This is a genomic window from Thalassospira sp. GO-4 (genome assembly GCF_023588965.1).
In the GTDB taxonomy this organism is placed as follows: Bacteria; Pseudomonadota; Alphaproteobacteria; order Rhodospirillales; family Thalassospiraceae; genus Thalassospira; species Thalassospira povalilytica.
This window is the reverse complement of record NZ_CP097807.1, coordinates 3,412,960-3,429,909: the sequence shown is the minus strand read 5'-3', so window position 1 is coordinate 3,429,909 and position 16,950 is coordinate 3,412,960. Positions and strand designations below refer to the sequence as shown.

The 16,950-nt window shown below is 56.1% G+C and carries 18 protein-coding genes; 4 read left to right on the top strand and 14 right to left on the bottom strand.

Going from position 1 to position 16,950, the window contains the following annotated elements; genetic code table 11:
* Window positions 1–3 precede the first annotated feature (3 nt).
* Genes M9H61_RS15835 through M9H61_RS15820 form a run of 4 tightly spaced genes read right to left on the bottom strand, consistent with a single transcriptional unit; the run spans window position 4 to window position 3,690 of the window.
* Window positions 4–915, bottom strand: a complete 912-nt coding sequence (locus tag M9H61_RS15835) for an HlyD family secretion protein (protein ID WP_101245251.1) — start codon at window positions 913–915, stop codon at window positions 4–6.
* Between the two features lie 8 nt (window positions 916–923).
* Window positions 924–1,127, bottom strand: a complete 204-nt coding sequence (locus M9H61_RS15830) for a DUF1656 domain-containing protein (RefSeq protein ID WP_101245250.1) — start codon at window positions 1,125–1,127, stop codon at window positions 924–926.
* The gene (locus tag M9H61_RS15825; RefSeq protein ID WP_250281593.1) at window positions 1,124–3,220 is read right to left on the bottom strand and encodes an FUSC family protein; all 2,097 of its coding nucleotides are present in this window, start codon (window positions 3,218–3,220) and stop codon (window positions 1,124–1,126) included. Before M9H61_RS15825 ends, M9H61_RS15830 begins: the two co-directional genes overlap by 4 nt.
* Window positions 3,221–3,231: 11 nt before the next feature.
* Window positions 3,232–3,690, bottom strand: a complete 459-nt coding sequence (locus tag M9H61_RS15820) for a MarR family winged helix-turn-helix transcriptional regulator (protein WP_114112740.1) — start codon at window positions 3,688–3,690, stop codon at window positions 3,232–3,234.
* A gap of 229 nt (window positions 3,691–3,919) precedes the next feature.
* On the opposite strand from M9H61_RS15820, the gene M9H61_RS15815 reads away from it, so the two are divergent.
* The gene (locus M9H61_RS15815) at window positions 3,920–4,963 is read left to right on the top strand and encodes a substrate-binding domain-containing protein (protein WP_250281591.1); all 1,044 of its coding nucleotides are present in this window, start codon (window positions 3,920–3,922) and stop codon (window positions 4,961–4,963) included.
* Between the two features lie 51 nt (window positions 4,964–5,014).
* Here M9H61_RS15815 and M9H61_RS15810 read toward each other — a convergent pair whose 3' ends face one another.
* From M9H61_RS15810 to pspA, 7 genes are all read right to left on the bottom strand, one after another.
* Entirely contained in the window at window positions 5,015–6,181 is a 1,167-nt protein-coding gene (locus M9H61_RS15810; RefSeq protein ID WP_250281589.1) for a serine hydrolase, read from the bottom strand.
* A 52-nt stretch (window positions 6,182–6,233) separates the two neighbouring features.
* Window positions 6,234–6,548, bottom strand: a complete 315-nt coding sequence (locus M9H61_RS15805) for a hypothetical protein (RefSeq protein ID WP_250281587.1) — start codon at window positions 6,546–6,548, stop codon at window positions 6,234–6,236.
* 50 nt (window positions 6,549–6,598) lie between these two features.
* A complete protein-coding gene (locus M9H61_RS15800) occupies window positions 6,599–7,189 on the bottom strand; it encodes an EndoU domain-containing protein (protein ID WP_250281585.1) in 591 nt (196 codons plus the stop codon).
* Window positions 7,190–7,234: 45 nt separating this feature from the next.
* Window positions 7,235–8,611, bottom strand: coding sequence for an ATP-binding protein (locus M9H61_RS15795; protein ID WP_101245244.1), 1,377 nt, complete (start codon window positions 8,609–8,611; stop codon window positions 7,235–7,237).
* 252 nt (window positions 8,612–8,863) lie between these two features.
* Window positions 8,864–9,442, bottom strand: coding sequence for a hypothetical protein (locus M9H61_RS15790; protein ID WP_250281583.1), 579 nt, complete (start codon window positions 9,440–9,442; stop codon window positions 8,864–8,866).
* The gene (gene pspB, locus M9H61_RS15785) at window positions 9,439–9,687 is read right to left on the bottom strand and encodes an envelope stress response membrane protein PspB (protein WP_101245243.1); all 249 of its coding nucleotides are present in this window, start codon (window positions 9,685–9,687) and stop codon (window positions 9,439–9,441) included. The genes M9H61_RS15790 and pspB overlap by 4 nt, the downstream gene beginning before the upstream one ends.
* A 55-nt stretch (window positions 9,688–9,742) precedes the next feature.
* Window positions 9,743–10,408: a phage shock protein PspA gene (gene pspA, locus M9H61_RS15780; protein ID WP_101245242.1), complete on the bottom strand. Its 666-nt coding sequence runs from the start codon at window positions 10,406–10,408 to the stop codon at window positions 9,743–9,745.
* 169 nt (window positions 10,409–10,577) lie between these two features.
* Between pspA and pspF the strand changes: the two genes are divergently transcribed.
* From pspF to M9H61_RS15765, 3 genes are all read left to right on the top strand, one after another.
* Entirely contained in the window at window positions 10,578–11,579 is a 1,002-nt protein-coding gene (pspF, locus tag M9H61_RS15775) for a phage shock protein operon transcriptional activator (protein WP_250281581.1), read from the top strand.
* 118 nt (window positions 11,580–11,697) lie between these two features.
* Window positions 11,698–12,465, top strand: coding sequence for an outer membrane protein (locus M9H61_RS15770; RefSeq protein WP_250281579.1), 768 nt, complete (start codon window positions 11,698–11,700; stop codon window positions 12,463–12,465).
* A 141-nt stretch (window positions 12,466–12,606) separates the two neighbouring features.
* On the top strand, window positions 12,607–13,794 hold the full coding sequence (locus M9H61_RS15765; RefSeq protein ID WP_250281577.1) for a 2-methylaconitate cis-trans isomerase PrpF family protein: 1,188 nt from the start codon (window positions 12,607–12,609) through the stop codon (window positions 13,792–13,794).
* 6 nt (window positions 13,795–13,800) lie between these two features.
* Here M9H61_RS15765 and M9H61_RS15760 read toward each other — a convergent pair whose 3' ends face one another.
* From M9H61_RS15760 to M9H61_RS15750, 3 genes are all read right to left on the bottom strand, one after another.
* The gene (locus M9H61_RS15760; protein WP_250281575.1) at window positions 13,801–14,934 is read right to left on the bottom strand and encodes an acyl-CoA dehydrogenase; all 1,134 of its coding nucleotides are present in this window, start codon (window positions 14,932–14,934) and stop codon (window positions 13,801–13,803) included.
* Window positions 14,935–15,022: 88 nt separating this feature from the next.
* Window positions 15,023–15,643, bottom strand: a complete 621-nt coding sequence (locus tag M9H61_RS15755; protein WP_101245236.1) for a carbonic anhydrase — start codon at window positions 15,641–15,643, stop codon at window positions 15,023–15,025.
* 119 nt (window positions 15,644–15,762) lie between these two features.
* Complete coding sequence (locus M9H61_RS15750) at window positions 15,763–16,950, bottom strand: acetyl-CoA C-acyltransferase (protein WP_250281572.1); 1,188 nt, start codon at window positions 16,948–16,950, stop codon at window positions 15,763–15,765.

The window sequence follows — 16,950 nt, the reverse complement described above, 5'->3', positions numbered from 1 at the left end:
GGATCAGAACAGCCTGCTGATGTTCAGCCCGCCATCCGACGGGGCACTTTCCTGTTCGATGGTAACGACCGCACTCCGCCCGGCGACCAGCTTCACACCTTCGGGCACGTGATCAAGGGCAACGCGAACCGGAACGCGCTGGGCCAGCCGGACCCAGCTGAAGGTCGGTTTGACCTGTGCCAGACCGGCAGAACTGCCCGACCGTTCGCTATCCTGAATGCCGCTTGCGATGCTTGCGACATGGCCGTCAATCGGGCGATCTTCGCCCATCAGGCTGATCTTGACGCGATCGCCAATCGCAATGCGCGGTAATTTGTTTTCTTCGAAATAGCCCGCGACATAGAACGAACTGCTGTCGACAAGGGCGGCAATCGCGGTTCCCGCACCAACATAATTGCCCGGGCGCAGCGAAAAGTTGGTAACCACACCATCCACCGGCGCCACGACACGGGTCCGCGACAGATTCAATTCCGCCAGATCAAGATCGGCCTTGGCCAGATCAAGGGCGGCCTGTGCGGTTGCAAGGCCGGTTTTGACCTGTTCCTTTTTCTGGGCGGACACCACGGCACTATCAAGCCCGCCATAACGATTGACCTCGCGTGCGGCCTGATCACGGGCGGCCTTGGCACTTTCAAGTTTTGCACGCGCCTGATCGACGGCCACCTGATAGCGCGCGCCATCAATGGTGAACAAAACGTCCCCTGCCTTGACCGGCTGGTTGTCTGTGACCTTTACCTCGGCCACAAGCCCGGCAATGTCGGGCGCAATCGACACCACATCGGCACTGATCCGACCATCACGGGTCCAGGGTTCGTTCATGTAATAATCATAAAGATGCACACCACCGGCAATGGCGGCGACAACAAGTAAAAGCGTAAATCCGATACGCAGGCTTTTGGTCAAAGCGGTTTTCATTTCATCACCTATTGAATGAACAGCGCCGAAAGTCCGGTCAGGATCAGCACATAAAGCGCAAGATCGGTCAGGGCGGGATGAACAGTTATTTTGTAAAAACCGATCCGCATCAGACCGATACGGGCAAGCGAAAGACATGCCCATGCTGCCAGTGCCAGTCCAAGCAATGCCGGAACAAACAGGCCATAGATATTGAGAGTTGGCGCAATCATGCGATTTCTCCGATTTCGGGGGACAAGGGCATCGGGCTGCTCGCATTCCCGCCGGCGCGATCAAGTTTCGGCGCATCGGTTTTCGAAAGTGTCCGGCGCAATGCCACAAGCGGGATCAGAAGTTTTTGCCGCTGCTCGTCATCCCGCATGACGGTAACCAGTCGAAGGATGTTATCGACCTCGGCCAGGATTTTGGGATCCGGGGCACGGTCAAAATCATCAAGGCGGGCTTCGAAATGCCGGGCGATATTGCGCAACAGAACATCGATACGCGCGCTGATATCGCGATCAACAAACAGCCTGATCCGGCGCAGGTCATACAAACTTGCCGCAATCGAAACTTCGGGCATCACCCGGATCAGGGTTTCACGATGACGTGTCGCCATGGCAAGGCGCGGCAAAATCAATCCCTGACGATCCAGAAGCCGGCGGATCATCACCATACGGGCTATGTTCAACGTGCCCCGCGCGATCCCGGCAATGTCACGCCAGTTGGCCTGCACCAGTCCGCGGATAAAACTGTCGACGGGCACCACCCGGACAAAGGCCGTGACAATCGCTGCCACCCCAAACCCCGCCAGTGACGCAATCCCCCCGCCCAGCAAGGCAGACACATTGCTGCTATAAGCCGTATCAACATTCAGGATCATCACCACATTGACCAGCATCGCCAGTCCAAACCCATAGGTCTGCGGCGTTGCCATCAACACACCAAGCAAGATGAAATAGGGCGCAAAGGCCATGACCAGCAACGCAAACCCGTCAATCCCGGGCAGGATTGCCAGACTGTAAACCAGCACCACCGCCACCGACAGCGCGGTATAGCGAATGAACCCCTTAAGGGCCGGCACCGGGTTATCCAGAAACGACATGATGCTCGCCCCGACGGCGGCCATCATGGCTGCTGTCGATCCGCTTGGCCAACCTGATGCGATCCAGAAACCGCACACGATGACTGTGGCAATCAATGCGGTCAGCCCGCTGCGAAAGGCGGCACCATAATCGCGATGCAGGGCCGATGCCCTGGCCCCTTCCTGCCAGCGATCAAGAACATCTGCCGGCACCTCGCCAGCACGGATACCGTCCCAAAGGGTGCGGCAATCATCATGGAAATCAAGAAAACGGTGCAGCCGGTTGGCCAGATTGATCTGAAGCAGCCCTGCCCAGTCGCGCTCCTGTGCAACCCGCGCGGCAAAGACATCAATATCGTGGTGAAGTGCACCTAACCGCCCCTGATCGTGGCTGGGGGCCTTGATGTGGGCCGTAACCTTTTCAAGGATGGCGGTCACATCATCTGGCAGGGTGCCAAGTTCACCCTTGATCGCAATCAGCCGGTCGTGAATGCCATACAAAACCGGAAGCAAGGCCGCGACCACACTTTGCAAGGCATGCAACTGTCGGGTCCGCCCGGCAAAACCGGATTTTTCATATCCCAGATGCAAGGCAAGCCCGTGCAATTCCCCAAGATCAGCCGCAATACGCGCGCGTTCATTATGCAGGCTGTCCGCATCGGTATCGGGATCAAAGCTTTGATCGGCCAGCTTGGCGATATCACCCATCCAGCCATCAATACGTGCGGCAATCACCGGACCGATATGACGGGGAAAAACGATATGGCTGACCAGCGTCGCACAGATAATGCCAAGACTGATTTCCTGGCAACGTGCAATCGCGGTCGTGAAAACCGCGGTCGGATCGCCAACGCACGGAAACCCGACAATGGCGGCTGTATAGCCCGCCAACATGAAAAGATAACTGCGCGGCGTACGATCAAGGCGCGACAGGAACAAACATCCCCCCACCCAGATCGCCAGCACCAGCGACAGCAAAACCGGCGCACTGACAAGATTGGGCACAAAAATGACCGCAGCCACCCCGCCCAGAATGGTGCCAAGAACGCGATAAACTGCCTTTGATGCCAGAACGCCCGATAACGGGTGGGCGACGATATATACCGTCGCCATGGCCCAGACCGGGCGGTCCAGATCAAACGCAAGCGCAATGAAAAGTGCCAGGATCGATGCGGCAAATGTTTTAACGGAAAACAGCCAGTCGGTCGCTTTGGGGCGCAATGAAAGGATTGTGCTTAACATGCCACATCCTCCTACTCGGCCTTGTCACGCTGCGCCAACTGGTCAAGCAGGGCGCGCATGACTTCAAGGGTAATGTTGAGTTTTTCGGTTGGAATATCGGCCGTAATTTCCCCGCGCAACGCACCCAGCAAAACCTCGATCTCGGATGCCTTGTCTTTGCCCGCATCGGTAAGCGCCACCATCTTGGCCCGGCGGTCCGTCGGGTCACAGACCCGCGAAATCAACCCGTCCCGCTCAAGCTGATCGATGACCCGCACAAGTGACGGGCCTTCAACACCGATTTCGTCGGCAATCACGCCCTGCCGGACCGCACCGCGGCTGCGATGCAAAACAATCAGCGGCATCACCATGGTTTGTGAAAGACCATGCGCGGCAAGGGTGCGATTGACTTCGCGCTGCCAGCACCGGGCGACGCGCATCAGCGCACTGCCAAGGGTCAGATAAGGGGTTTCAAGGTCAATGTTTTCCATGGCCCTGATGATACCAGAAAATTAGTTAGGATTCTAACTATTATCATTCTATCAGTTATGCGCCGAATGCATGATGAAATTTAGCAACCACTAATGGTGGTCAAACAGATCCCCCGTCACCACATATAAGCGCAGAAACGATCCGGCATCGCCGCATGCCCGTATCATCAGAAAAAGCCGGTAAAAATGCCGGGTGGGAGAATAGCCTGGCTCCATCACCGGAGCCAAAATGTTCGCATCACTACCCATCACGCGATCTGGAATGAAAGCCGCGATCCTGACCCTGTTCATGCTGTGCCTGTGCGCACAGATGGCATCGGCCAGATCCCTTAAATTCAGCCTGATTTCCAAGGATATCGAAGATGTCAATTTCATCACCGCCTGGCGCGGCTGCCATGATGCGGCCCTGCGCAACGGTGACGAATGCCTGCATATGGGCGACACACAGATCGGCTATTTCCGCGGACAGCGCGATGCCATTCACAAGGCCATCGACATGAATGTCGACGGTATTGCGATTTCGGTAACCAATTCATCCTTCATCGCCCAGGACGGCCTGCCAAAAGCACACGCCAACAAAATCCCCGTCATCACGTTTGATTCCGATCTTGAAAATCCGGACCGCCATTTGCGCCGGACCTATATCGGGCCCGACAATTTTGAAATCGGCATCCGGCTTGCCGAATTGCTTAAATCTGTCCGCCCTGATGGCGCACGGATCTGCATCATCAGCGGCGGCCGCTTTGACCCCAATCTCAATGAACGGATTGCCGGCATTCGCCATACCTTGCGCGGGACACTTCCGGTTCCCGATGACATGCCAGCCCCCCTTCATCCGCCAGCAGCCCTTAAGGGGGAAAATGGCTGGCGCGAAGATGAACGCTGTCCGCTTTTCAATCGCGGTGACGAGGAACTCGGCCTTGCACAATTATCCCAGGCAATTCAGAACCCGACACTTGATTTCATTGTGCCGGTCGGTGACTGGCTTCTGGGCGACACCCAACGGCTGAGCAAAATCATCACCGCATCGAGCCCGCGCGCGCCCAAACTGTTCATGGCAACCGGCAGCCCGACCGACGAGCAGGAAGAATTGACTGCCAATGGCACGATTGACGGTTATGTCGCCATTGATTTTTATCGGATCGGAGAACTGGTTTACCGCCAATTGCGCAATTATGCACTGGGGCAGAATGTCGTGATTGCCGAAGAACCCGCCCTTCAGGTCCGCCAAAGCAGCGCGCTTCTTAATCAGGAAAGCCAACCGCCAATGTGACCATCCATTTGATCGGCACCGCAATGGCCTTCGCACATTTCGCACATATGGCTATTGCGGCTTGCCAAATATCCCGGTCATCAGCATCCCCGTGACATTGGGGACCTCGTTAAGGGCGCGGCCATTTGCCAGAAATACCACCACCGTATCCTGATCGGGGAACCATGAAAATTCGGCGGAATAGCCGAAATAGATCCCGTCATGCCCCCAAACCGGCCCCCAGTCACTTGACCCGATCATAAGCCCATAGCCATAAGACCCTTCACCGGCAAAGGCCGCATCAGAAGTCGCACGCTTGATCGCATTGGGACCCAGCAACACCCCGTCAACAAACAGGGCACGCGCGAACTTTACCATATCCTCGGCCGTTGAAATCACCCCGCCATCGGCAAGCTGATCGCCGACATCGAAATCCGTGACATCTTCAAGCTGCCCGTCCCCGTCCGCATCATCAAAGCCATGGGCCAAAAGATCCGGTCGCGGATAGCGGCCAAACGATGTATTGGCCATTTCGGCCGGTTCGAAAATGCGGCGGTTAAATACCTTTTCGATATGATCGCCCTCGACCGCTTCGATCATCACGCCCAGCAGGATGAAATTGCTGTTTGACGGGGCATAACTTTTCCCCGCTTCGAAATAGGCGTCCCGATCGGCAATCAATGGCAGCAACTCGACATTTCGCCAGCCATGCTGCGGATCACGCCCGACAAGCTGGAAAAAGAATTCCCCGTCAAGATAGTCGGGAATGCCTGAACTGTTGCGCAAAAGGTCACGAATGGTCGCATTTCGGGCATTGGCAATCCGGCCTTCGAATTCTTCGGGCAAATATTTGGCAATCGGATCGGACAGATTGATCCGTTTTTCCGATGCCAGTTGCAGGGTCACAACCGCCGTCATCATTTTGGTCAGCGACCCGATATAAAACTGCCGATCTGCCGTCATGCCGACATCGGGACCAACCGTTGCATATCCGCTGGCGGCATAGCGCACCTGTCCCGTGCCATACCCAATGCCGATCACCCCGCCCGGAAGCCCCGCATGTTCAAGATATTGATGCAAAAAGATCTCAAGCGGATCACCCGGATCCTTGCCATTCCCCTGGGCGCTGGCCGTCCCGAAGCCCGCACCAACCACCATCACAGCCATCAGCCCGACAACACAGATCCGCGTTGCCAGTCGCCCGATACCGCCTTGTGCCTTTGTGAAAAACAGCCCCATCTGCCGCCCGCATTCCTTTTCCGGTCCGATCCGACCTGACAAACACGCCATTTTACGATGCGCCCTGCTCAATCCGCTCAATCCAGGCTGCCAATGCCGCCATCAGGTCCGCGGTCGCAACCTCGACCGGATCATCCCCCATGGCGTCATCGGCTGATGATATGCCCGATTTGTCTTTGCCCACAGTAAGGATATGGGCATTCATCACCATTTCCCAACCACTTGATGTCCCCGTAACAACATCCTCGATCTCGCGCGCGACCCGGCCCGCCCATTGCGGTGCATTGCCAATATCAAGAACCAGCATCGCGGCAATCCGGTCATGGCCCGGATCATCCGCCCGCCGACCCGGCCAATCGGGAACCATAAGGTCACCCGTCCTGTTTGCGCACATCACCCGTCCCCCTGATCCTGAACCTAGCGCAGCGGAAAGGCGGTGTTGATCCGCCCGTCACGCAGCAACCCGATCGCAATCATGAAAACCCCGTCCGAATCATCCCCAACACAAAGCCCGACCGATGACGCGGCATCCATCGGCCGGTTCAGTCCGCATTGCCACCAACCGGGCGATCCCGCAGGACAGTCCATACGATTTTCATAGGCATAAAGGATCGATGCCACGATCTGATCATCATCACAGCTGTCAGGAAAGATGCTTGAAAACTTTACCGGATCACGCCCACCCGATCCGCCGGACTTGGTATCGGGATTGGCAAAAGTCACCATCCCGGCATACACCCCGTTCGCATTGGCGGGCTGGGTGATGTCGACTGATTTGACCGATCCCGGATTAATCCCGCCCGGCCGGGCATGAAACCCGGCGGCACGGCCATTGGATTTCACTTCGCCACAAAACACATGCGCCAGATTGATCGCAGGCTCGGTATTGCTCCAATGCGGTTTGGCCGGGCAAATCTGATCAGCCCGAGCAATCCCCGACAGCATCAGAACGCACGACACCGCCCCGATCTGCAAGATCTGCGAGATCATTGAGACCCGTACCATCATCCGAGACCCGAACATGCCCAACGGAACGCCTCCTGATCGGCAAGGTTAAAGCTGTGAAAATTCGAGCCCGATCCGCAGTGCCAGAACACTGGCCGGCTCAAACCGCATCGGCACACCACCCAGTTTTCCGCCATGCCATTGCGCCTTGGTCAGAACAAACGCCCCCAACGGCAAGGCATGACTGCCCCGGAAATTGACCAGTGCCCGGATTTCCTTGGGCTTGCGGATCGCCTCATCGCGCCACAGACAATGATAGGCAAATAACGGCGTGCCCGACCGGCGATCAAGGAACACAAACGGCACCTCGTAATGTCCCCAGCGCGCATAATACAGGCTTTCCATCCCGACACTCGATGTCAGAAACTGGGTCTGGATCGCGGTTTCGGCCAGTCGCGTGATCGTCGCACTATCAGATGCCCGCCCGCCAATCAGACCACTGCGCAATCCCGGATGGATCAGATGGACCTTGAACGCCACCGCACGCTGGAACGGTTTGGCATCCTGATCAACACGTTCCAGACGGCGCACAAGCCAGGCACTTTCAAGATATTCCAGATACCGGCGCAGCGTGTTTTTGGCGATATCAAGTTCGCGCGCCAATGTCTCGATCGAGAATTCCGACCCGGTATTATAGGCCAGAAGCGCAAACAGGCGATGCAGGTCCGACGGGCTTGAAATCCCGTGCAGCCCCGGCAGATCGGAATGAAGAGATCGGTGAATGGCCCCGGCTTCGCCATTGGCATCGTGGAAGCCGCCTTCATTGATGTAATCTTCAAACAGATCATTGAGCGCAACCAGACCGTCCGGCACATCGGCGGTATAACGCCCGACATTTGGCGTTTCGGGCAAAACGTCACTTGGGGCAATGCCCTTTTGCTCAAGATATTCGGCAAAGCTGAACGGGGGTAAAAACAGACTTTGAATATGCCCGGCACTGTCGGCACCGGGGGCGAGCGCACTGACCGCCACCACGCGCAGCATCGGATCGGCAACGATCAACCGTGCAAGCCGGTCCTCCCAATCACGCTGATAGGAAACCTCGTCGATAAAAAGCCATAACGGATGATCAGCCGAAATACCGCGCATCGATCGCAGTAATTTTGGCAAACGCGGCAGATCAATTTCCAGAAACAGCGGATGTTCAAGCGAGATATAGCAAACATGGCGCCTTGGCGTATCGGCATTCAAAAGTTCGGCCACCGCCTGGCGCAACATCACGGTTTTGCCAACCCCGCGCGGCCCGGTCAGAACCACGGCCTTTTGCCCGTCATGCTTTTCAATGGCCGACCAGAACCGCTTGAAAAAGGCGCGCTGGGGCAATCCCTGCACCACATCATCGGTGACCCCGTCCCACCACGGATTATCCAGCAGCAACCGGTGCAGGAAATCCTGTTCGCCGGGATGTTCAATCATGGTCGCCATGCATAATTCCCCAAAAGCAGCATCCCATATATGGGCCTTTTCGCCGACTTTGCCGGTAAAACCTTTAAATTAGGTATAGTGATAAACGCTATTTGGGAATTTTTCCGCAAGGAACTGCGAATAAAAAGAAAAACCGGACCACACATGTGATCCGGTTTTATGTTTGACGGCGACCTCATTGCGTTAAAACGCGAGAGGGGATTGGGGAAAGCTGAAACCGCCGTCAATCTTCTGGACCGTCAGGCCAAAGACTTATGCCTTTGGTTCTTCGGGTTTATTGGCATCATCACCGTCCTTTTTGGCGGCGTGCGATGCGTCGTCTTTTTTCATTTTCTCAAGTTCGGATGCGACCTGATAATCGCCGGACGCCACAAAGCTTTCCATCGATCCGGTGCGGCGTTCCAGATCGTCAAACTGCTCGCGCAGTTCTTCCATCCAGCTTTCTTCGTAATCGACACCCACGGTCGGGTTGTCATGCGTGTCATCGGTTTTGCTCGCACGGGCCTGGGCTTTGGCCTGGGCACGGCGTGATGATCCGCGCAACTTGCCGCGCAATCCGTCAAACCATTCCGGATGATGCACATAGGCCCATGCAAGACCAAACAACATCACACCGACCGGGAAACTGAAAATCAGGATCAGAATGAAAGCAACCAGAACCCCTTTGCGCGGAATGCCAAAGGCCTGGGAAATTCCCCGCGTGGTCCGCCCGATCACCCCGTGGCATTTCTTGCCATCGTGACCGTGATTGGCAAACCGGCATCCGTGACGCGCGTTTTTCGTGTGACCGCGCCCAAATCCGTTTCCGGCAGCAGCTTGCTGGGCAGTCATATCCTGTTCCTCCATTCGGCAACCTCGGCATCTAACAGGCGTTCAAGTGTTTCGACACGGGATTCAAGCTTCGCTGCCCGCTTTTTGAGCCCCGCCACCATTTCCTGTTCACGGGCGGTTTGTTCGGGGTTCTGTGCGCGTTGCTCTGCCTTCATCCGTTTCCAGACGGTGATGTAATGAAACACCACCCAGACCGGGCCAACAACGGCAACGAATACAATCAAGGGTACGGCAATCGCCCACATATCTGACAGCTTCTTCCTTGTGCTGGCCTACGTGCCGAAACACACAAACCAATGATTATTTATCTTTCTTTACGCGCGCCTTAAGCTCTTTGAGATCATCTTCGATCCCGAGCTCGGCTTCAAGATCCTCGAACTGCTCTTCAAGGCTCTGCCCGCGACCAAGGTCCCAGGAGTCCGCATTGGCTTCAAGCTCGTCAATCCGGCGTTCCATCTGCTCATAACGCAAAAGCGCTTCGTCAATCTGACCGGAATGAAGCTTTTCTTTCATTTTGACACGCTTTTCAGCGGTCTGCATACGGATTTCCACCGCACGCTGCTTGCCTTTTGCTTCATTGAGCTTGTTCTGCAACTTGTTGAGATCCTCGTCAAATTTGCCAAGGGTTTCCTCGATCACTTCAAGCTCGCGCTCAAGCACAACGCTCTGATCGGCCAGACGGCGGCGCGCCATTAGCGCCCCCTTGGCCAGATCATCGCGGCCTTTGGAAACGGCAAACTCGGCTTTGGTTTCCCATTCAAGCTGACCGTCATGCAGTTTTTTAAGCTTGCGCTCGACTTCCTTCTTGTCGGCGATCGCCTTGACGGCAGCGGACCGGACTTCAACCAGCGTATCTTCCATTTCCTGAATCATCAGGCGCACCATTTTCTCCGGATCTTCTGCACGATCCAGAAGCGCGTTGATGTTGGCATTTACGATATCGGACAAACGCGAAAACACGCCCATTGTCTGATCTCCTTACTTCATCGGGGGACGGTAAAACTTCTGCACTCTCTATTTCAAATGCCGTGCCAGTTTTGGAAGTGAACAAAATCAATGACTTACAAATTCCCCACATCAGGACATTACATTTATCGCGACATTATTGTCGTTTTCCGATAACGTTTTTCGCGAAATGGATAGCTTGCAACCGATATTGGGCGAAGACCCCGTATTTCTGGCCGCCCTCGAACATGTTTCGCGTCTGGCGCCGATTGATCGGCCGTGCCTTGTCATTGGCGAACGCGGATCGGGCAAGGAACTGATTGCCGCCCGCCTGCATTACCTGTCACGCCGCTGGGGCGGCCCGCTGGTCAAGGTCAATTGCGCTGCCCTGTCCGAAAGCCTGCTTGATACCGAACTGTTCGGCCACGAAGCCGGCGCCTTTACCGGGGCAACCAAACGTCATATCGGACGGTTCGAGCGTGCCCATGGCGGCACCATCATCCTTGATGAAATCGCCACCGCCAGCCCCGTGGTTCAGGAAAAGCTTCTGCGGGTTGTCGAATATGGTGAAATCGAACGCGTTGGCGGGTCGGACACCATTGATGTCGATACCCGCGTCATTGGTGTGACAAATGAAAACCTGCGCGAACTGGCCAAAACCGGGAAGTTCCGCGCCGATCTTCTGGATCGCCTGGCTTTTGACGTCATCGCTGTACCACCACTCCGTCAAAGGTCTGATGATATCCTTTTGCTGGCCGAACAGTTCGCGCTCGATATGACCAAGCGCCTTGGCCGCACGGTTTTTGCGGGCTTTTCCACCCATGCCACCCATCAGCTTTTGCATCATGACTGGCCGGGCAATATCCGCGAATTACGCAATGCGGTTGAACGCAGCATCTATCTTGCCGATGATGAAGACGCACCGCTTGCCACCATCAAACTCGATCCGTTTGAGGACATCTGGTCTGAAACCGCGCGCGCCCCTGAAAAACAGGTAAGCCCACCGGTCACCCCCAGCACACACGAAGCGATTGATTTCAAATCACAGGTCGCAGACTTCGAAATCAGACTGCTCGAACAGGCCCTCGCCCAAACCGCCAACAACCAGACCGAAGCCGCAAAGCTGCTCAATCTGAATTACCATCAGTTCCGCAGGCTTCTGGAAAAACACGGGCTTTCCCCTCGCGGCTAAGCACCACAATCTGTGCAATTCCACCGCTATCGGAGAATTTCGGATTTTTATTGCACAGCAAAACACTTATAGGTTTAATTACATCAAATAATTCAACTACTTATATGAGATTTGTTTGATGTTGCCGTTTTTGCAGTTGCCGAAAACACACAAACCCGGTCGGAAAGCTGCTCGGATTCCTGTTTTCGCGACACTTGGCGTTTTCGCACTAACCACAACAGCAACCGCGAAAGAATGGCTGCTTACCCCGTACCTCCGCGCCGATCTGGGCTATTCAAGTACGATTGATGATGATGCTGATTCGGCTGATGCGATCCGCGATACATGGGACACCGACCCACATACAGGCACGCGATATCAAGCTGGCGCCGGATTGAAGCTCAACAATTACCTTCGAACCGATCTTACGATTTCATATCGCGATAACATGGCAAATATGGATTCTTTCACCTTCAACAACAACACCGGTTCAACGCGTCAGGCTACCGGAGGTCGCCACAACACGTCTAATGTCACAACCATGTTGACTGGATATATCGATCCGCTTGCAGCTTATGGCATCAATACCGGGGCCTTTTCGCCCTACATCCAAGCTGGCATTGGCTGGGCCCACAACAGCACGAAATCGACGGGTATTGGGGGCACCACCAATACAATTGATGGGGCGCAACATGATGATGTCGCCTGGCAAGCAGGCGCTGGCCTGAATTACGCGCTAACCGATCACTGGAAGATCGATTTTTCCTATCGCTATATCAATATGGGCGAAGCGCGCGCCAGCAAACATTTTACATCAGGCTCCGTCCCAAACGGCAGACTAACGCAGGAACTACGCTATGATCTCCATGCGCACGAAGTCATGCTGGGCCTGCAATATCAGTTCTGATCACGCCAAACGGCGACATCCTGAAATCACCTGATCTATGCAGACACCCCGGACCACGATACTCTCGCGGTTCGGGGTGTTTTGTTTTGGCAATTTGCAACCAAACCACCTCGGGCCCGCCCGCCGCTTTAAGGAGTCCCCATGCCCTCAGATAAACTTTCGCCGCAAATCCCGCTCCGTGCCGTTTTCATGCGTGGCGGGACAAGCCGGGCACTGGTTTTCCGGGCCGAAGACCTGCCGCAAGCCGGATCGACGCGCGATTCCATGATCCTGGCGGCCATGGGCAGCCCCGATCCCAACAAGCGCCAGCTCGATGGCATGGGGGCCGGAACATCGTCGACGTCAAAAATCGCCATCATCGCCAAATCATCGCGCGAAGATGCCGATATTGATTACACATTCGGGCAGGTTTCGATCGATGCATCGGTGATCAGCTATAAGGGCAATTGCGGCAACATCTCCTCGGCTGTCGGCCCCTATGCGGTTGAGGAAGGTCTGGTCAAAACCACGGGTGATCAGGCCATTGTGCGCATCCACAACACCAATACCGGCAAGATTATCGTCGCAACCTTTGCGCTTCAGGATAGCTTGCCGATGGTCGATGGCGATTTCGCCCTTGATGGGGTCGGCGGCACCCATGCGCCGATCGCGCTTTCCTTCCTTGAACCGGGCGGTTCCAGCACCGGCAAGACACTGCCGACCGGCAAGGCATCGGAGCTTCTGGAAACCGACGGATTTGGCGCGATTGAAGTATCCCTGATTGATGTCAGCAACCCGATTGCCTGCGTGCGCGCATCCAATCTGGGCCTGACAGGCCGCGAAAGCCCGGCCGGGATTACCGAAACGCCGGACCTGCTCAATAAAATCGAAACCATCCGAATTGCCGCTGCCGTCCGCATGGGGATTTGCAGCCGCGAAGAAGCCCAGACCAGCGTACGCAACCTGCCACAAATCGCCATCGTCTCAGCCCCGACCGATCAGGACAGCCCCGATGCCAACCTCGACGCCAATCACGGCGCCAATATCGTTTTGCGGATGATTTCGACCGGACAGGCCCATGCATCAAGTCCGATCACTGGCGGCATGTGCCTTGCCGCAACCATGCGACTAACCGGATCGGTCGCCCATCAAATAGCACGTCACAACAGCGCCACCGATCAACCACTGACCATTGCCCATCCATCGGGCACACTGGTGCTTGATGCCGATATCACCGGCACCACGGCCGATGACTTTACGGTCAATTCCGTCACCGTCTTCCGATCCGCCCGCCGCCTGATGCAGGGTGAAGTGATGATACCGCGTCACCGGATAACCGGTGACGCCTGATCGCCCCTAGTCGGCCAGTGATCGCGCAATCACCATGCGCTGGATATCGGATGTGCCTTCATAGATCTGGCAAACGCGGACATCGCGATAGATGCGCTCGACCGGGAAGTCTTTAAGATAGCCATATCCGCCATGGATCTGGATCGCGGCTGAACAGACTTCCTCGGCGATTTCGGATGCAAACATCTTGGCCATGCAGGCCTCGGTCAGACAGGGTTTGTGATCATCGCGCAATTCGGCGGCACGATGAACCAGAAGCCTTGCGGCATCGATCTTGGTCGCCATATCGGCAAGACGGAATGCCACTGCCTGATGTTCAATGATCTTTTTGCCGAATGTTTCGCGCTCATTGGCGTAATCACGGGCCGCTTCAAATGCCGCACGCGCCATGCCAACCGACTGGGCGGCAATGCCGATGCGCCCGCCTTCAAGATTGGCCAGTGCGATTTTATAGCCCTGCCCTTCCTCGCCCAGCATATTTTCATCGGGCACCCGGCATTCAACAAAGGTGATCTGGCAGGTATCGGATGCATTCTGACCCAGCTTTTCCTCGACCCGCGACACCACATAGCCCGGTGTATCGGTCGGCACGATAAAGGCTGAAATGCCGCGTTTGCCTGCGGCCGGGTCGGTCACCGCAAAGACGATGGCAATGTCACCTTCGGAGCCGGATGTGATAAATTGCTTTGCCCCGCTGATGATCCAGTGATCGCCATCGCGCACCGCACGGGTTTTAAGCGCGCTGGCATCGGACCCGGCCTGTGGTTCGGTCAGGCAGAATGCACCGATCTTTTCGCCCTGCGCCATCGGGACCAGGAATTTCTGTTTCTGTTCTTCGGTGCCGAATTTCAGGATCGGCATGCAGCCAACCGAATTATGCACCGACATGATGGTCGATGTTGCACCATCGCCCGCAGCAATTTCTTCGAGCGCCAGCGCATATGCGACATGGTCCATGCCCGCCCCGCCATATTCGTCGGGCACCAGCATGCCAAGAAAGCCCAACTCGCCCAGACCGGCTATCGCCTCGGCCGGGAAAGTGTGATGGGTATCCCATTTTGCAGCATTGGGTTTGAGTTCATTTTCGGCGAACTCGCGCGCGGTATCGCGCACCATGATCTGATGTTCTTCCAACCGCATGGCGGTGCCCCTCCCGGTTGGGCGACGCACCGGCCATGCGATCAAAACAGGCTGTGACCCCGTGGGCCACCCGCAGATCAGACCGGGCTTATTCTTCGCCCTTGATAAACTTGTCCTGTTCGGCGTCGAAACGCCACAGGATGCCTTCTTTCATGCCGTACCACCAACCATGAAGGTTAAGATCGCCGGCTTCGACCCGTTCCTTGATGAACGGGAACGACATCAGGTTTTGCAACGAATTGCGAATTGAATGACGCGAAACCTTGTCGACATCAGGGCCATGATGCAGGCAGCATTTTGCAATACTGACCCATTCACCGATAAAGTCGCGGTCCGGCACTTTGCCGGCCTCGCCATGTTCGACCAGTGCCGCCATGCCCCCACAGGCCGAATGACCGAGAATCACGATATCCTTGACCTTAAGGTCGCGGACCGCAAATTCGATCGCCGAGGAGGTGCCGTGATAGTTTTCATCGGGCTCATAGGGCGGAACAAGGTTTGCCACATTTCGGATAACAAACATTTCGCCCGGTTCGGCATTGGTCAGGATGGCCGGATCAACCCGGGAGTCCGAACATGCAATCAGAAGCACTTCGGGCTTCTGGCCCATATTCACCAGATCTTCAACGCGTTCAGGGCGCTGTTCGTAATACATCGCCTTGAAGCTTTTAAAGCCGGCAAGCATCCGATCCACAGTCGACTTTGTCATCGCGCGAATTCCTCTATTCCATCGTTATGTCTGGCGACAAAATAAGGTGAATTCGCGCAAGTTGGTAGCCCCCAATCTCAGACTTTTTAGAACCGGTTTAAACTAAATCACAACGGCGTTCAGATCAGCTCGATCGCAACCGCCGTTGCCTCGCCCCCACCGATGCAAAGTGATGCCACGCCCTTTGACCCGCCATGGGTTTTCAGCGCATGGATCAGGGTCACCAGCAAACGCGCACCGGTTGCGCCAATCGGATGGCCAAGTGCACAGGCACCGCCATGGACATTGACCTTGCCGTGATCAAGCTCAAGATCGCGCATGGCGGCCATGGCAACAACGGCAAAAGCCTCGTTGATTTCCCAAAGATCGACGTCATCCTTGCTCCAGCCTGCCTTGGCCAAAACCTTTTTGATCGAGTCAATCGGCGCTGTCGTGAACCAGCACGGTTCCTGGGCGTGGGTGGCCTGACCAACAATCTTGGCAAGCGGCGTCAGCCCGCGCTTTTTGGCCTCGGACGCACGCATCATCACAAGGGCAGCCGCCCCATCGGAAATCGATGCCGAATGAGCGGCGGTCACCGTGCCATCCTTGGCAAAGGCCGGACGCAGGGTCGGGATTTTTTCCGGTTTGGCTTTTGGCGGCTGCTCATCGGCATCAATGGTGACCTCGCCCTTGCGGGTACTGAAGGTTACCGGGGTGATTTCATCCTTGAAATGACCGGCGTTGGCCGCATTCTGCGCACGGGTCAGGGACGTGATGGCGTAGTCATCCTGCGCCTCGCGGCTAAAACCGTATTTCTCCGCCGTTGCCTCGGCAAAGGTGCCCATGGCCCGGCCCTTGTCATAGGCATCCTCAAGACCATCCAGCGCCATATGGTCATAGACCATGTCATGACCGTATTTGTGGCCCGACCGCATTTTCGGCAGAAGGAACGGCGCATTGGTCATGCTTTCCATACCGCCGACCACCATGACATCGGCCCCGCCGGCAACCAGCGTATCATGGGCAAACATCACGGCCTTCATGCCTGATCCGCACATCTTGTTGATCGTGGTCGCCCCGGCCGAACGCGGGATACCGGCATTCCAGGCTGCCTGGCGTGCCGGGGCCTGCCCCTGCCCAGCGGGAAGAACATTACCCATGATGACTTCGTCAATGTCATCTGGCGCAACACCACCGCGCTCAAGTGCTGCCTTGATGGCGACACCGCCAAGCTCGGCGGCGGTAACGGTGGCAAAATCGCCCTGCAAACCGCCCATGGCGGTACGGGCGCACGATACGATAACAACCGGATCGGAACTGGTCAT

Excerpts from the sequence above, each read along its gene's own strand:
- pspA (WP_101245242.1), bottom strand. The coding sequence starts at position 10,408 with ATGGGCGTGTTTTCGCGTTTGTCCGATATCGTAAATGCCAACATCAAC.
- M9H61_RS15835 (WP_101245251.1), bottom strand. The coding sequence starts at position 915 with ATGAAAACCGCTTTGACCAAAAGCCTGCGTATCGGATTTACGCTTTTA.
- M9H61_RS15830 (WP_101245250.1), bottom strand. The coding sequence starts at position 1,127 with ATGATTGCGCCAACTCTCAATATCTATGGCCTGTTTGTTCCGGCATTG.
- M9H61_RS15755 (WP_101245236.1), bottom strand. The coding sequence starts at position 15,643 with ATGACAAAGTCGACTGTGGATCGGATGCTTGCCGGCTTTAAAAGCTTC.
- M9H61_RS15815 (WP_250281591.1), top strand. The coding sequence starts at position 3,920 with ATGTTCGCATCACTACCCATCACGCGATCTGGAATGAAAGCCGCGATC.
- M9H61_RS15760 (WP_250281575.1), bottom strand. The coding sequence starts at position 14,934 with ATGCGGTTGGAAGAACATCAGATCATGGTGCGCGATACCGCGCGCGAG.
- M9H61_RS15800 (WP_250281585.1), bottom strand. The coding sequence starts at position 7,189 with ATGATGGTACGGGTCTCAATGATCTCGCAGATCTTGCAGATCGGGGCG.
- pspB (WP_101245243.1), bottom strand. The coding sequence starts at position 9,687 with ATGTGGGCGATTGCCGTACCCTTGATTGTATTCGTTGCCGTTGTTGGC.
- M9H61_RS15805 (WP_250281587.1), bottom strand. The coding sequence starts at position 6,548 with ATGGTTCCCGATTGGCCGGGTCGGCGGGCGGATGATCCGGGCCATGAC.
- pspF (WP_250281581.1), top strand. The coding sequence starts at position 10,578 with ATGGATAGCTTGCAACCGATATTGGGCGAAGACCCCGTATTTCTGGCC.
- M9H61_RS15810 (WP_250281589.1), bottom strand. The coding sequence starts at position 6,181 with ATGGGGCTGTTTTTCACAAAGGCACAAGGCGGTATCGGGCGACTGGCA.
- M9H61_RS15825 (WP_250281593.1), bottom strand. The coding sequence starts at position 3,220 with ATGTTAAGCACAATCCTTTCATTGCGCCCCAAAGCGACCGACTGGCTG.
- M9H61_RS15790 (WP_250281583.1), bottom strand. The coding sequence starts at position 9,442 with ATGACTGCCCAGCAAGCTGCTGCCGGAAACGGATTTGGGCGCGGTCAC.
- M9H61_RS15795 (WP_101245244.1), bottom strand. The coding sequence starts at position 8,611 with ATGGCGACCATGATTGAACATCCCGGCGAACAGGATTTCCTGCACCGG.
- M9H61_RS15765 (WP_250281577.1), top strand. The coding sequence starts at position 12,607 with ATGCCCTCAGATAAACTTTCGCCGCAAATCCCGCTCCGTGCCGTTTTC.
- M9H61_RS15770 (WP_250281579.1), top strand. The coding sequence starts at position 11,698 with ATGTTGCCGTTTTTGCAGTTGCCGAAAACACACAAACCCGGTCGGAAA.
- M9H61_RS15750 (WP_250281572.1), bottom strand. The coding sequence starts at position 16,950 with ATGACCAGTTCCGATCCGGTTGTTATCGTATCGTGCGCCCGTACCGCC.
- M9H61_RS15820 (WP_114112740.1), bottom strand. The coding sequence starts at position 3,690 with ATGGAAAACATTGACCTTGAAACCCCTTATCTGACCCTTGGCAGTGCG.